We start from the raw sequence: 15,902 nt of genomic DNA, 5'->3' as shown, positions 1-15,902 counted from the left end.
GTCATTCTTTCCTGTTACGACTTTACCACTGAAAAAGCTTCTTTAGCCACTGTTTTGGTTGACTTTCACAGCCCTTTTTAATGTTTCCATCCTCATCCCAAACTGGCAGTTTGACTGCGCCATTACAATCAAACTCTAAAGCCCCTTCAGAAGTTCGAGTAAAGTTGGCCGTGACAATGCCTGTAGGCCAAGGCAGCAATAACTGCTCGGGCGTTCTCTGTTTCAGATAATCGGCATAAACACGTAACGCACCACTCGAACCAGTAAGTTTAGTCGGCTTATTATCATCACGCCCTAGCCAGATGGTCGTCACTTCACGGCCATCAACGCCCACGAACCAACTGTCTCGGCTGTCATTACTAGTGCCCGTTTTACCAGCTAACCCTGCCCATGCAAACTGACCTTGTAGGAAACGGCCTGTACCTTCCGATACACCACGCTTCATCGCATAGGTTGTTAACCAAGCGGCTTGCTGGTCGACGCTTTGTGATACGCGAGGAATCGACTGATACAAAACCTCACCATCGTTATCAACCACAGAGCGAAGTGCAGACAAAGGTGCAATACGCCCAGAATTAGTAATGGTTTGATACATCTGCGCGACTTGGAATGGAGTCAGTGAGAACGAACCCAAAAACATCGATGGTACTGGACGAATCTCATTTTTATCGACTCCCAGCTTTCCAATCGTATCCGAGACGCTATCAATGCCTAACTGCATGCCTAAACGAACGGTAGGTACGTTGTAAGACTTAGAAAGCGCCACATACAAAGGCACATCGCCACGGAACTTACGATCGAAGTTTCTTGGGCTCCATACACTGCCTTTACTGCCTTTCAAGCTCAATGGCGTGTCCTTCAATGTTGTCGCTAACGTGTACTTCTGGGGCTGCTCTAATGCGGTTAAGTAGATTGCTGGCTTAACCAAAGAACCAATAGGACGACTCGCGTTCAAGGCACGGTTAAAGCCATCGTAGCCAGTACGCTTACCACCGACCATAGCTCGGATTTCACCGGTATTTCTATCCACGGCAATAGCCGCAGCTTCCAGTTTGTTACCTGCGGTTTTCGATAAATCAGGCACCTTACGTGCAATCGACTTCTCTAACTTGTCTTGAGAGACCGGATCCAGAGAGGTAAAGACTCGAATCCCTTTTTTCGCCTCAAATCGATCGCCGACATACTTCTTAAGCTCAATATTTACTTGTTGGAAGTAAGCGGGCTGACGGCTAGCAATGCGCGGGTTGTCTTGAATATCCAAATCACGATTCGCCGCTTCTTCGTATTGTCGCGGAGTTAATATGTCTTGCTGCATCAATAAGCGAAGAACCAGATCTCGTCGAGTCTTGGCACGCTCAGGATAACGAACCGGATTGTAATACGACGGTCCTTTCACCATACCTACCAGCAGTGCTAGTTGATCGATGCGCAGCTCTTGAATTGGCTGACCGAAGTACAAGCGAGACGCTAAACCGAAGCCATGGATCGCTTGCCCACCATTTTGCCCAAGGTAAACCTCGTTTAAGTAAGCCTCTAGGATTCGGTCTTTGCTGTAACGATGGTCCAAGATAAGCGCAATGTAGGCTTCACGGACCTTACGCCACAATGTACGTTCACTGGACAAGAACAGGTTTTTTGCCAACTGTTGTGTCAGCGTACTACCACCTTGTACCGTTCGCCCAGCTTTGACGTTAACGACCATTGCACGAGCGATGGCCAATGGCGACACGCCATCGTGTTGATAGAAATTTCGGTCTTCGGTTGCTAATAAGGCATCAACCATCACTTCTGGGAACTGATTACGTTTTAAGAACAAGCGCTGCTCATCGTTACTTTTCTCAAGCATGCCAAGCATTTTCGGTTCAACACGCAGATAACCCATGTCGCCTTTCTTCTCTAGCGACTGAATACGAGTTAACTCGTTACCGTTGAAATGCAGCATCACATGACGATCCGCTTCCGGTCCATCGACAAACTCGAACGGACGACGAATCATTTCAATCTTGGTGGAAGAAGAGGAGTATTCGCCCGGGTGACGAGGCGCGTTCACTTTACGGTAATTAAGTACATCGAGCTCATTCTTAACCTGCACCAAACTCACCGGAGTTCCCGGAGACAGGTCTAGCACTCGCGCATAAACCACAGTTGGCAAATCAAACAGCTGACCTTCAAAGCGCTGTTTGACCACAGAATCAAGATAAATACCGACGAACAACAGCAATGCCGCAAGCGCTAAGCCCGCTTTCCAAGAAATGCCCCATAGGATCTTCAACCAACCTCTTTTGCCAGATTTCTTAGCCTTAGATTTGGTCTTTTTCGCAGCCGCTCTTGGTTTTCTAGGCTTGGCTTTGGTCGCTGGTGACTTCTTTGCTGGCGCTTTTTTAGGTGGTGCCTTTTTTGGCGTTAACATTTTGGTCATCATCGATTCAACTGTCGTTTGGTTTTAGTGGTTGCTACATGGTTAGCAGGGTCATCCGGCCAAGGATGTTTTGGGTAACGGCCTTTCATTTCTTTTTGTACTTCTTTGTACGCGCCAGCCCAAAAGCCGGCTAAATCTTGAGTAATTTGCAGTGGTCGCTGTGCTGGAGAAAGTAACTCAAGCACTACTTTTTTACGCCCTTGCGCGATCAATGGCGAGTCTTGTTCGCCAAAGACTTCCTGCATTCGCACTGAGATCACTGGTTCAGATTGATATTGATAACGAATGGCCTTCTTGCTGCCTGTTGGCATCAGATAGTGCGTTGGCAGCCATTGGTCGATTTCTTGATTCAAAGGCCAGCCAAGATAAGCCGACAATGCTTGCTCAATCGAAACACTAGCCAGCCCTTTTGCCGACTTAATGCCATTCAAATACGGAGATAGCCACTCATCAAGGTGTTCAATCAAACTCGCATCATCCATCGCTGGCCAATCATGCTCAGGCATCCAAAGCTGTGCACTGCGTACACGCTCAACCAACTGCTTAGCCGAAGCTGTCCAATTTAAGCGATCCAGCCCGCATCGAGCGACATAATTGAGCAGCGCTTGGCTCGCCTGATTCGCATCGGGATCAGGTAAAGCTTTGGTGCTGATAATCAACTTGCCCAGAGATACACGCTGCTCGGCAACTAAACGGCCACGTTTCTCATCCCAATCGGCATAATCGGAACGCACAAACAGTTTTGGAAATTCAGCTTCTAGCTGCGAAATATCAACGGCGGTGGCTAAGAAAATCTGACTGGCTCGCCCTGTGCTGCGCATCAAATCAATCACTACGATATAGTCATTGTTCGCCAATGGATCATCGTCACGAACCTCAGCCCCGTGGCCATTCGCAAGAAGGAAAGCACTGCTGGTTGCGCTTCTCACTTGTGCAATTCGGTCCGGGAAGGCAAAACAAAGCACTAATGGTAGCAATGATTCGTCAGCTTGTGACAAATCTAAGTGATGATTGAGTTTGCTGGCGAGACTTTTCGCTCGCTGCATCAGCACGTTATTTTTCGAATGTTTTCTTTGCTTAAGTCGGTGCAACGAATGCTGAATATCTGTGACGTTGCGCTCCGGCTCTTCCAGCAAAGCAGCAGCAACAATCGCGACATTCAACAGAGCAGGACTACCTTGCTGCGCTTTAACCAACATGCTGGCAATACGAGGCTCTAGACCTAAACGTTGGACCTGTTTTCCTAATGCCGTAAATTGACCATTATCGTCTAACAATTCAAGAGTCTGTAAGAGTTGCTTGGCTTGCCCGATAGAAGCTTTGGGTGGAACGTCTAACCATTGCAGTTCATCAGCACTCGCAGCGCCCCATTGCGTCAATTCAGACACCAGCGAAGACAAATCAGAATGAAGAATTTCAGGTTCTGGTATAGCTGGTTGCTGCATCAGCTGCGTTTCGCTGTACAAACGAACGCACAAGCCCTCTTCAATTCGTCCCGCACGGCCCGCTCGTTGTTCAGCTGAAGATTGCGAGATTTTCACTTGCTCAAGCTTAGTAATACCGGTTTTCAGATCGAACTTCGCCACACGTTCAAGCCCAGAATCAACCACCAATCGAATACCTTCAATCGTCAAAGAAGTCTCAGCAATATTGGTCGCTAACACCACCTTTCGACGCCCTTTCTCTGATGGCGCGATCGCTTTCTGCTGTTGAGAAAAGCTGAGTTGCCCATACAGAGGACACACATCGATATCATTGGCGAATTGTTCTAGTTGAGATTCCACCTGCTTAATCGCAGAAACGCCCGGCAAAAAGGCCAGAAGTGAGCCTGACTCTTTCTCCATCAGAGAGCGAATCACGTTAGCCATTTTAGGGGCTAGATATTCATTTGCGTTAAGAGGCTGATAACGGAAATCGACCGGAAAGGTGCGACCTTGTGATTCAACGTATTTGGCATTCGGCAGCAAAGTTTGCAGAGCTTGTTGATCTAAAGTTGCCGACATCACTACCACTTTCAGATCGTCACGCAACGCCTCTTGGATCTCTAAGCTAAACGCCAATGCGGTATCGGCGTGAATACTGCGCTCGTGAAATTCATCAAAGATCACCATATCAACCCCAGTTAATTCAGGGTCGGTTTGGATCATTCTTGTCATGATCCCTTCAGTAACAATCTCTAAGCGAGTCGCACTGCTGCTTTTAGATTCACCACGAACTCTAAAGCCAATGCTCTCTCCCACCTTTTCTCCCAATTGGCTCGCTAAGTAAGTAGCAATATTCCTTGCAGCCAAACGCCTCGGTTCAAGCATGATGATTTTGCCTTGAACGGCGTTGGTCTTAACTAACTGTAAAGGGAAGAATGTTGACTTACCCGCACCGGGAGCGGCCTTTAGAATAAGTTGAGTGTGTATTTCTACGCCAGCGAGCAGATCTGGCATCACAGCTTCTATGGGCAGTTGTGGCAATGGGAGAACCTTGTGGTGTAATGTTGGCAACATTGTACATAAAAACCTACCTGTCTAAATAAGTAATATGCACTTCAATCCGCCATTAGAGCCAGCGACTCTTATTAAACGCTATAAACGTTTCCTCACTGACATCCAACTTCCAGACGGTAGCGAGCGTACTATTCACTGCGCTAACACTGGAGCGATGACAGGATGTGCGACTCCTGGCAATACGGTGTGGTACTCAACCTCCGATAATGCAAAAAGAAAGTACCCAAACAGCTGGGAGATCTCAGAAACAGACAAAGGTCATCGTATTTGTGTAAATACTGCGCGGGCAAACCAGCTAGCAGTGGAAGCAATTGAAAATGGGACTATAGTTGAACTCTTAGGTTATAACGCGTTACGAACCGAAGTGAAATATGGCAGTGAGAATAGTCGCATTGATATTCTGCTTGAAGATAACGAAAAGCCGCCTTGCTATATCGAAGTGAAAAGCGTCACTTTGCTCGACGAGCTAGAAACGTCAACTAAAGGGCAAGGTTTTTTCCCTGATGCGGTCACAACCAGAGGCCAAAAACATCTGCGTGAACTCACAGAAATGGTCGAATCTGGAAATAGAGCCGTACTTTTATTCACTGTTTTACATTCAGGTATTGAAAAAGTATCTGCGGCACACCATATAGACGCCAAATATTCGTTATTACTAAAACAAGCACAAGACGCTGGAGTTCAAGTGCTTTGCTATAAAGCAGAGCTCAGCAGTACTCAAATACAACTAAAACAAGCTGTTGAATTTATCAATAGCTAGGCAAAGATGCTGAACTAATCACATTGATTGCAAGTTTGAATAAGAGTATTTGCCACCATTCGTTCTTTCTGCTATAGATACCCGCCTTAAAATTAGCTGCTTTGCAGTTGACTAGGTGTAAATAGGAGATGCTGTATGCCAGAATCTAAGAAAAAAGCGCTAGGCATCCTAGCCATCGCAGGTGTTGAACCGTACCAAGAGAAGCCAGGTGAAGAGTACATGTCACCTGAGCAAACGGAACATTTTACAAAAATTTTAGCAGCTTGGCGCAACCAGCTCAGGGAAGAAGTTGATCGTACTGTGCACCACATGCAGGACGAAGCAGCGAATTTCCCAGACCCAGTTGACCGTGCTTCTCAAGAAGAAGAATTCAGCCTAGAGTTACGTAACCGTGACCGTGAGCGTCGTCTTATCAAAAAAATTGAGAAGACATTAGACAAGATCGAAGAAGACGATTTCGGCTTCTGCGATTCTTGCGGTATCGAGATTGGCATTCGTCGCCTTGAAGCTCGTCCAACTGCTGATCTTTGTATTGACTGTAAAACACTTGCAGAGATCAAAGAAAAACAGATGCAAGGTTAATTCTTGCAGATGTAAAGAAAGGGAGCCTTGGCTCCCTTTTTTGTTTGTTATCCAAGCGAAGTATTTCACACGCTTGATAGTAAATAGCAGCTTTAAGCCTTAGTTCTATACATCAAACCTTGTTCTATAGATTGAAGCTTAGTTCTAGGCATTAAAGCTCTTGTCAAACGTCTTAAGAATCGGTTACTGCGGTACCATCCAGATTAGGTTGTTCACACATGAATTATATCGGGCGCTTTGCACCATCACCGTCAGGTCCTCTTCATTTTGGCTCACTTGTTGCTGCTCTTGGTAGTTACTTCCAAGCAAAATCTAACCAAGGAAAATGGTTGGTTCGTATGGAAGACTTAGATCCACCAAGAGAAATGGCCGGCGCTGCAGACCTGATTCTTAAGACGCTTGAGGCTTACCATCTATTTTGGGATGGTGAAGTCGTTTATCAAAGCCAGCGTCATGGCTTGTATCAAGCTCAAATCGATCAATGGGTCGCTGACAATCAAGCCTACTACTGCCAATGTACTCGTAAGCAGATAAAGGCTTTAGGTGGCTTTTACAATGGTCACTGTCGAGATGCAGGCTTAATCGATTCAGGTGAACAAGCGGTGCGCTTGCGCATGGATTTTCCTGTAGAGTCCTTTGATGATGTGCGCCACGGCACGATTCAAATCCCTAAAGCATTAGCTGAAGAAGATTTTATTATTAAACGCAGAGATGGATTGTTTGCCTATAACTTGGCTGTGGTACTTGATGACATCGAACAAGGAGTAACGGAAGTCGTAAGAGGCGCAGACCTGATAGAACCAACAGGTCGACAAATCAGTTTGTACAAGACGCTCAAGCAAAAAACAGTGAGCTACTTGCACTTACCATTGGCAACCGATGACTTGGGGAATAAACTGTCAAAACAGAACCATGCCACCGCAATCAATCTCGACAATCCAAAACCAACGTTACTCAACGCGATGCGATTCTTAGGTTTTGATATCCCGACAGCCCTTTGTGAGGCTTCAATGGATGAGATTTTATTGTGGGGCTGCCAGCAATGGAACGTCAGTCAGTTACCTGATAGTTTACAAAAAGAGCACTGTAATTAGCTCGAAACTCACGGCAAATAGCAAAAACGACACATAAAAATGCCATAACCAACCACTGTGGTTAAGCAGACGATGTTCTCAAATGGCTCGCGCTAAGCTATTATTAGCCGCAATTAAACTCTGCACTACCACTTTGGACTAAGAGAAAAACAAAGTTGGCGATACCTACTTTGTTCTAAACTAATGAATACAAACGACAATACCCCAAGCGAACAACGCGGATTCCACGAATTAGCTCTGAATATTTATACTCGTCAAGAGCACAATATTTCACGCAAGCAGATCAGCGACAACGCACTAAAAGTGCTATATCGCCTGAATGGTGCGGGTTTTGACGCATTTCTAGTCGGTGGTGGTGTACGCGATATCTTATTAGGCTCTCAGCCAAAAGATTTTGATATTGCGACAAACGCAACGCCAGAGCAAATCAAACACCTCTTCAGAAACTGTCGCCTTATCGGTCGCCGTTTCCGCTTGGCACATATCATGTTTGGTCGTGACATCATTGAAGTGGCAACTTTCCGTGGCCACCACCAAGAACCATCGAAAAACGTGTCTGCACAATCGAAAGAAGGCATGCTACTTCGCGATAACGTGTACGGCAGTGTTGATGAAGATGCAGAGCGTCGTGATTTCACAATCAACGCGATGTACTACAACATTGCAGACTACAGCATCCACGATTACGCGGGTGGTGTAGAAGATTTAGAAGATAAACTGATCCGCCTGATTGGCGATCCAGAAACGCGTTACCGCGAAGACCCAGTACGTATGCTACGTGCAATGCGCTTCGCCGCTAAACTGGATTTCGACATCGAAGAAGACACGGCTGACCCGATTGAAGAGTTAGCTCACCTTCTAAGAGATATCCCAGCAGCGCGCCTTTACGAAGAGTCTCTGAAATTACTGCAATCAGGTCACGGTTTAGAAACCTACCACTTGATGCGCGAGTACAACCTCTTTCAGCAGATGTTCCCAGCTGTAGCGGAATACTTCACAGAAGATTACGACTCTCACACAGAGCAGATGCTTGATTTGGTTCTCGATTCAACCGACCTTCGCATCGAAGACGGTAAGCGAGTAAACCCAGCATTCATGTTCGCAGCGATGCTTTGGTACCCAATGAACAAGCTGGCAGACAAACTTGTCGCTGAACAGGGTATGGCACACTACGATGCGATCATGGAAGCGAGTAACATCATTCTTGATCAGCAAGTAAAGTCTATTGCGATTCCTCGCCGTCACACCGCAACCATTCGCGAAGTTTGGCAACTGCAACTTCGACTGCCTCGTCGCAACGGTAAACGCGCTGTTCGCCTAATGGAGCTCAACAAGTTCCGTGCAGGCTACGATTTCCTAGAAATGCGTGGTGAGATTGAAGGTGGTGAAACCAAAGAGTTAGCAAAATGGTGGGAGCGTTATCAGACTGCAGGTCGCAACATGCGTCAAGCAATGGCTAACGACGTTGCAGCACCATCAAAGTCAGGCCATCGTCGCCGTAAGACTTACCGAAACAAAAAGAGTAAGCAGTCCGAATGATAACTGCTTACATTGCGGTCGGCAGCAATCTTGCCGACCCAGTTAGCCAAGCAAATTTGGCTATCGAAACGCTAAAAAGCCTACCGCGATCAACGTTTATTGCGACCTCTCAGCTATATAGTAGCACTCCAATGGGGCCGCAAAATCAACCGGACTACATCAACGCGGTAGTCGCTATCCAAACCGAATTAACGCCAATTGAACTGCTTGATTGCACTCAAAAGATCGAGTTAGAGCAAGGGCGCGTCCGTAAAGACGAGCGTTGGGGGCCAAGAACCTTGGACCTCGACATTGTGTTATACGGCAATGAGGTGATCGATTCAGAGCGCTTAATTGTTCCTCATTACGGAATGAAAGAACGAGAGTTTGTACTCTACCCGCTTGCTGAAATCGCACCAAGTTTACAACTCCCTGATGGGGCTGAGCTGACAGAACTACTGAAAATAGTAGATAAGAACGGGCTCAATGTTTGGCAACAATAGCCAAGCGCATTAAGGAAAACCAATGAAAAAAATAACCATTAACGACCTGATCAAATGCAAACGTGAAGGCCGTAAATTCGCGACGTCGACAGCTTATGATGCGAGCTTTGCTCAATTATTCGAAAGCCAAGAGATGCCTGTACTGCTTGTCGGTGATTCACTGGGTATGGTTCTACAAGGCCATAACGATACATTACCAGTCACCGTTGAAGATATTGCTTACCATACTCGCTCAGTGCGTGCTGGTAGCCCTAATTGCCTTCTTATGGCTGACATGCCTTTCATGAGCTACGCAACGCCAGAACAAGCTTGTGAGAGCGCAGCTACCTTGATGCGTGCTGGTGCGAACATGGTAAAAATCGAAGGCGGAAGCTGGTTGGTTGATACTGTGAAGATGCTAACAGAACGTGCAGTACCAGTATGTGCACACTTAGGCTTAACGCCTCAGTCTGTGAACATTTTTGGTGGTTACAAGATTCAAGGTCGTGACGACGAGCAAGCAGACAAAATGGTTGCTGACGCGTTAGCACTGCAAAACGCAGGCGCTCAAATCGTTCTACTTGAATGTGTGCCAGCTTCATTGGCAAAACGAATTACAGAAGCTTGTGACGTACCAGTTATCGGTATCGGTGCAGGTAATGTTACCGATGGTCAGATCTTGGTTATGCATGACATGTTCGGTATTTCTGCGAACTACATGCCGAAGTTCTCTAAGAACTTCCTAGCAGAAACAGGTGATATGCGTAAGGCAGTAGCTCTATACAAAGAAGAAGTAGAGAGCGCGCGCTTCCCTGATGAAGCTCATACAATCGCTTAGGAGTAAGTATGCAAACTTTTGCTGAAATAGCGGCTCTTCGTGAGCAGATTAAACAGTTTAAGCGTGATGGACGTACGGTTGCTTTTGTACCGACAATGGGAAACCTGCATGAAGGCCACCTGACTCTGGTAAAGAAAGCTCGTGAACTGGCCGACATCGTTGTGGTAAGCATCTTTGTAAACCCAATGCAGTTTGACCGTGCCGACGACCTAAACAACTACCCTCGTACGTTAGAAGCAGATTTAAGCAAGCTAACAGGTGAAGGTGTTGAGCTAGTATTTACACCAACGCCAGAAGTGATGTACCCAGATGGATTAGACAAGCAGACGTTTGTTGAGGTCCCTGGCATATCTCACATGCTTGAAGGTGCCTCTCGTCCAGGTCACTTCCGCGGTGTATCAACCATTGTCACTAAACTGTTTAATATCGTTCAGCCAGACTTTGCATGCTTCGGCGAGAAAGATTTCCAGCAACTTGCTGTTATTCGCCAGATGACCACTGACCTAGCGTTAGACATTGAAGTTGTCGGCGTTGCAACCGTTCGTGAAATGGATGGTTTAGCAATGAGCTCTCGCAATAGCAACCTAACGATTGACGAGCGCCAACGAGCTCCCGTTCTAGCGCGCACTATGCGCTGGATCAGCAGCGCTATTCGTGGTGGTCGCGATGATTACGCATCAGTGATTGAAGATGCAACTGACCAGCTACGCGCTGCAGATCTTCAACCTGATGAGATCTTCATCTGCGATGCGAAAACACTGCAAGCAATCACTTCAGAATCAACTCAAGCAGTGATTCTAATGTCAGCATTCCTAGGTAAGACGCGTCTTATCGATAACCAAGTTCTCGATTTGGTAACGGAAACCAAAGAAGAAGTGAAAGAAGAAACGGCTGAGTAATCCGCTTTCTTCTCTTTGCGTAAACCAGCTTCTAACGCAAAGCAAAAGCACAAACGAAAGATACAAAAAAAGGTCGATGTAATATCGACCTTTTTCTTTGCCTGCAATTTAGGATAACCAAGGATTAGCTGCGTAAGCCGATACCCTTTGTCACTAAGTAGTGCGCAATGCCATACAACAGCACGATAAACACGCCTAGTACGCCAAACGACGTCACGATACCCACATCAGACACTCCCAAGAAGCCATATCTGAACGCGTTTACCATGTAAACGATAGGGTTCAACTTCGATACACCTTGCCAGAATTCAGGCAATAGACTGATCGAGTAGAACACACCACCAAGGTAGGTCAGCGGCGTTAAGATAAAGGTTGGGATAATAGAGATATCATCAAACGTGCGTGCGAATACCGCGTTAATCAAGCCACCCAAAGCGAATACTACCGACGTTAAAAATACCGTCGCAATGATCACGCCCCAATGGTCAACTTGTAGGTCGACAAAGAACAGAGACACGAAGGTTACGATAGTGCCCACTAACAAGCCACGAACCACACCACCCATTACGAAGCCGGCGATAATCACGTAGTTAGGAACAGGTGCTACAAGCAGCTCTTCAATGTTCTTCTGGAATTTGGCACTAAAGAAGGATGAAGCAACGTTGGAGTATGAGTTGGTGATCACCGACATCATGATCAGACCGGGAACAATGTATTCCATGTAGCTAAAGCCGTTCATTTCACCAATACGCGCACCAATTAGGTTACCGAAGATGATGAAGTAAAGCGTCATGGTAATCGCTGGCGGCACCAGAGTCTGCACCCAGATACGAGTAAAACGATTGATCTCTTTGGTCAACAAGCTGCAGAAAGCGGTCCAATATAGGCTGTACATATTATTTACTCCCTTCACGGACGATACTCACAAATAGCTCTTCTAGACGGTTTGCTTTGTTACGCATAGAGAGGACTTTAACCTGTTGCTCGCTCAATTGAGCAAAGATGGTATTCAAACCTAGGTTCTTGTCGATTTCGATTTCTAGCGACCCATTGACCATAACTTGGCTATTCACGCCTTCAAGCTTAGGTTCAGTCGTGCCCTCTTCCAGATCCAGGATAAAGGTCTCAGCACTCAATTTACCCAACAGCGCTTTCATTGTTGTGTTCTCAATCAGTTCACCGCGATTGATGATACCAATGTTGCGACACAGCATTTCTGCTTCTTCTAGGTAGTGCGTGGTCAAGATAATGGTAATGCCCTGCTTCTCATTGATCTCTTTTAGGAATTCCCACATTGAACGACGCAGTTCAATATCAACGCCTGCTGTCGGTTCATCAAGGATCAACAAATGAGGTTCATGCATCAATGCACGCGCGATCATCAAACGACGCTTCATACCACCAGACAAGTTACGCGCACGTTCGCCACGCTTTTCCCACAAATCGAGTTGAGATAGGTACTTTTTCGCTCGCTCTTTCGCCAAAGCTTTTGGCACGCCGTAATAACCCGCTTGTTGCAGCACGATCTGTTCAACGGTCTCAAACGGGTTAAAGTTAAACTCTTGAGGTACAAGGCCTAAGTTCTGCTTCGCCAACTCCAGATCAGTATCAATGTCGTAGCCGAACACTTTAACCTTGCCCGACGTTTTATTTACCAGTGAAGAGATAACACCAATGGTGGTTGATTTACCCGCACCATTGGGACCAAGTAGTGCGTAAAAATCGCCTTTTTCTACTTGTAAACTAACGCCCTTCAGAGCCTCGAAGCCCCCAGCATAAGTTTTTCTTAATTGCTCAATTTCTAATGCATACATAGAGATAGACTGCCATTTGCTATAGATAAGATGTAGACGACCGAGCTTGAGGAAGAGAGTATTGCTTAAAACGAGCTAGCAGAAAACTAACCCAAACTTGTTTACTCGGCCATTTTGCAAACAAGTTTATCGTTGATTGACGATTAATACAAATTTCGTGTGAGAGTTTCTTTCGAAAACAAATAAGCGTCTTGGCTACGTGAAGACTAAATCAACGTTCAATAAATATAAAAATGCCGCTAAGTGATTCACTTAACGGCATTAATGATCATTCTTGAAGTGAGCGTCTATGGCTTATTCATATTAGATTATTACTGAAAAATTAAACTGACTCAAATTGATGCTCATCTCTGTCGACATAGCTTGTTGCTGCCGTCAGGGCTTCATATCTGAATCGATAAGTGTTGGATTCCGGCACTAGGTCAATCACGTGGAACTTCTCTAGTTGCTGACGAGTATTCTCATTAGGACACAGCAGATACACCTCACACTGCGCATCCAATGCATCTTTAATCGCATTCTCTAGAGCAAGACCAACAGTGACATCAATCATAGGGACATCTGTCAGGTCTAGAATCATCGCTTCATAGTCAGAAATACTTGAGTGCTGGCGTGAAATTGCCTTTGAAACGCTGAATATCATCGGCCCTGAAAGATAGAAGAACAGTACCTTACCATTGGCACTATCGAGTAACTGACGTTCGCTATCGGTCAATGGGATATCATCTTCATCATCACCATCACTGATCGCCTTAACTTGTCTGGCTTGTTCTCGGCTCAATCTTTCAATAATCAGAATGTTCGAGATAAACACGCCCAGTCCAACAGCAATAATCAAGTCGACAAACACAGTCAGTAGCATCACGCCGTACATCACTCCCATGCCGGCATAGCTGACCTTGTGCGCGCGCTGGATAAAACTCCAATCTAGGATATTGAAACCAACATACATCGCGATACCAGCCAGCACTGCCATAGGGATCGGTTCTGTTAAGCCACCTGTAACCAATACCACTAACGCAAGCACTAAAGCTCGAATAACACCCGAAAGCGGAGAACGCGCTCCCACCTGAATATTGGTTACGGTACCCATAGTGGCGCCCGCGCCAGGTAGCGCACCAAACAGGCCAGAGATCATATTGGCAATGCCTTGGCCGCGAAGTTCTTTGTCTGAGTCATGCTCTTTACGAGTCAATGAATCTCCGATAACCGCGGTCAAAAGCGTATCAATACAACCTAATGTACCAAGCACCAAGGCATCAATAACCATAGTAGTGAACTGTTCAGCGCTGATCGTAGGGATAACGAGAGTAGGCAAACCAGCTGGGATTTCACCAATACGGCGAATAGAGTCGGTATCAAAAATAATGACGGACAAGAGCGTCACAGCCACTAACGCGACCAGTTGAGCAGGCACATACTTACGATATTTGGCTGGAAAACCGAAAAGAATACCGAGCGTCAATGCTCCTAAAAACAGCTCGCTGATTTTAAGATTAGCCAATGTATCTGGAAGTGCAGAGAGCGTGCCCATCACCCCACCAGAAGGGGCGGCATGTCCTAATAAAGGAGACAACTGAAGAATGATTAGAATAACGCCGATACCCGACATAAATCCGGAGATCACGCTATATGGCATCAAAGTAACGTACTTTCCGAGCTTTAACGTGCCAAGCAATATCTGAAATGCACCTGCCATCATCACGACTGTGAAGGTCATTGCCATGCCAGTTTCAGGATATTTAGCAACCATACTCGTCATTACGGCAGTCATGATCACCGTCATCGGGCCGGTAGGTTCAGAAATCAAACTACTCGAACCGCCAAACAAAGCTGCAAATAGGCCAACCATGATGGCTCCCCAAAGGCCAGCTTCCGCGCCCGCACCAGAAGCAACACCAAATGCCAATGCTAAAGGCAATGAGATGATGGCTGTAGTGACACCACCAAACATATCCCCTTTGAGATTGATATCCGTAAAACGACTTCCAAACAAAACACACCTTCCTGATGATGAAATGACAAACCTTATCACTTTAACAAATGTATCAAGTGTTCAGAAAGTGTTAATTCAATCACATTATTCATGTCTTATAACCGGATCATAGCTTCTACGCTAAGTTAATGATTTTAACGACGAGTACACGTCAGATGAGTACTATTTGACACAGTTTTTACGAGATTGAATTTGTAACATTGTGTATAGTTGAGATTCTTAATTAAGGGATGTAAGACGCAAAATGCCAGAGATTAAACAGCTTTTTGAAAACAACTCTAAATGGTCAGAAGAAATTCGCTCTCAACGACCTGAGTATTTTACAACGCTTGAAGAGGGTCAAAGCCCTGGTTTTCTATGGATTGGCTGCTCAGATAGCCGTGTTCCGGCCGAGCGTCTCACTGGTTTATATTCTGGCGAACTGTTTGTTCACCGAAATGTGGCGAACCAAGTGGTTCATACCGACTTAAACTGCCTCTCAGTTGTGCAGTACGCCGTCGATGTACTCAAAGTTAAACACATCATTGTCTGCGGTCACTACGGTTGTGGCGGTGTTAATGCGGCGATTGATAACCCTAAACTTGGTCTTATCAACAACTGGTTACTGCACATCCGTGACAATTACCTAAAATACCGCAAGCAAATCGAGGGGCTTCCTCGTGAGCAATGGGGTGACAAGTTATGCGAAATTAACGTCGCAGAACAGGTTTATAACCTAGGTAACTCAACCATTATGCAAAATGCGTGGGAGCGTGGCCAAGACGTTGAAATCCATGGTGTGGTTTATGGTATTGGCGATGGCAAGCTACAGGACCTTGGCGTACGTTGCTCAAGTAACGATACTTTAGAGAACAGTCACTTAGATGCATTAAACAAGATCTTAACGACGCCTCTTCTTAGTCAACAAAGCTAACCCATTCCGTCATATATACAAAAAGCCCGCATCATGAAGTGACCCCGTAAAGTTGGACATTTCTGTTAAGCGGCTTTCAAGGCCTGAGT

Annotated in this window: 13 protein-coding genes; 8 read left to right on the top strand and 5 right to left on the bottom strand. The window is 45.9% G+C overall.

Translation table 11 applies throughout. The features are described 5' to 3' along the window. Positions 1-22: 22 nt before the first annotated feature. Positions 23-2,422, bottom strand: a complete 2,400-nt coding sequence (gene mrcB / locus AB6F11_RS14085; RefSeq protein WP_102394606.1) for a penicillin-binding protein 1B — start codon at positions 2,420-2,422, stop codon at positions 23-25. Continuing rightward, entirely contained in the window at positions 2,419-4,917 is a 2,499-nt protein-coding gene (gene hrpB / locus AB6F11_RS14080; protein WP_102394607.1) for an ATP-dependent helicase HrpB, read from the bottom strand. The genes mrcB and hrpB overlap by 4 nt, the downstream gene beginning before the upstream one ends. A 34-nt stretch (positions 4,918-4,951) precedes the next feature. Here hrpB and sfsA point away from each other — a divergent pair, with 34 nt between their 5' ends. The 7 genes from sfsA to panC all read left to right on the top strand — a co-directional run bounded on the left by sfsA (position 4,952) and on the right by panC (position 11,090). Further along, complete coding sequence (sfsA, locus tag AB6F11_RS14075; protein ID WP_102394608.1) at positions 4,952-5,677, top strand: DNA/RNA nuclease SfsA; 726 nt, start codon at positions 4,952-4,954, stop codon at positions 5,675-5,677. Positions 5,678-5,812: 135 nt separating this feature from the next. Beyond that, positions 5,813-6,259: an RNA polymerase-binding protein DksA gene (gene dksA / locus AB6F11_RS14070; RefSeq protein ID WP_004738189.1), complete on the top strand. Its 447-nt coding sequence runs from the start codon at positions 5,813-5,815 to the stop codon at positions 6,257-6,259. Between the two features lie 218 nt (positions 6,260-6,477). Then, positions 6,478-7,353, top strand: coding sequence for a tRNA glutamyl-Q(34) synthetase GluQRS (gene gluQRS, locus AB6F11_RS14065; RefSeq protein ID WP_102394609.1), 876 nt, complete (start codon positions 6,478-6,480; stop codon positions 7,351-7,353). A gap of 183 nt (positions 7,354-7,536) precedes the next feature. Then, entirely contained in the window at positions 7,537-8,892 is a 1,356-nt protein-coding gene (gene pcnB / locus AB6F11_RS14060; RefSeq protein ID WP_057622288.1) for a polynucleotide adenylyltransferase PcnB, read from the top strand. After that, positions 8,889-9,374 carry a 2-amino-4-hydroxy-6-hydroxymethyldihydropteridine diphosphokinase gene (gene folK / locus AB6F11_RS14055; protein ID WP_102394610.1) on the top strand — a complete coding sequence of 162 codons (486 nt, stop codon included), beginning with the start codon at positions 8,889-8,891 and terminating at the stop codon, positions 9,372-9,374. The genes pcnB and folK overlap by 4 nt, the downstream gene beginning before the upstream one ends. Before the next feature lie 22 nt (positions 9,375-9,396). Beyond that, positions 9,397-10,191, top strand: coding sequence for a 3-methyl-2-oxobutanoate hydroxymethyltransferase (gene panB / locus AB6F11_RS14050; RefSeq protein ID WP_102394611.1), 795 nt, complete (start codon positions 9,397-9,399; stop codon positions 10,189-10,191). Between the two features lie 8 nt (positions 10,192-10,199). After that, positions 10,200-11,090, top strand: coding sequence for a pantoate--beta-alanine ligase (gene panC, locus AB6F11_RS14045; protein WP_048615611.1), 891 nt, complete (start codon positions 10,200-10,202; stop codon positions 11,088-11,090). Between the two features lie 124 nt (positions 11,091-11,214). Here panC and AB6F11_RS14040 read toward each other — a convergent pair whose 3' ends face one another. The 3 genes from AB6F11_RS14040 to AB6F11_RS14030 form a co-directional block, all read right to left on the bottom strand. After that, positions 11,215-11,985 (bottom strand): ABC transporter permease, encoded by a 771-nt coding sequence (locus tag AB6F11_RS14040; RefSeq protein ID WP_010435987.1) that lies wholly within the window; start codon positions 11,983-11,985, stop codon positions 11,215-11,217. Between the two features lies 1 nt (position 11,986). Next, on the bottom strand, positions 11,987-12,904 hold the full coding sequence (locus AB6F11_RS14035) for an ABC transporter ATP-binding protein (RefSeq protein WP_017059435.1): 918 nt from the start codon (positions 12,902-12,904) through the stop codon (positions 11,987-11,989). A gap of 322 nt (positions 12,905-13,226) precedes the next feature. Beyond that, positions 13,227-14,858 carry a SulP family inorganic anion transporter gene (locus AB6F11_RS14030; RefSeq protein ID WP_170962341.1) on the bottom strand — a complete coding sequence of 544 codons (1,632 nt, stop codon included), beginning with the start codon at positions 14,856-14,858 and terminating at the stop codon, positions 13,227-13,229. A gap of 286 nt (positions 14,859-15,144) precedes the next feature. On the opposite strand from AB6F11_RS14030, the gene can reads away from it, so the two are divergent. After that, complete coding sequence (can, locus tag AB6F11_RS14025; RefSeq protein ID WP_017059437.1) at positions 15,145-15,813, top strand: carbonate dehydratase; 669 nt, start codon at positions 15,145-15,147, stop codon at positions 15,811-15,813. Positions 15,814-15,902 lie beyond the last annotated feature (89 nt).

This window comes from Vibrio sp. 10N.247.311.14 (genome assembly GCF_041467715.1).
Classification (GTDB): domain Bacteria; phylum Pseudomonadota; class Gammaproteobacteria; order Enterobacterales; family Vibrionaceae; genus Vibrio; species Vibrio crassostreae_C.
Note: the sequence above shows the minus strand (reverse complement) of the source record. Positions and strands in the feature narration are given on the sequence as shown.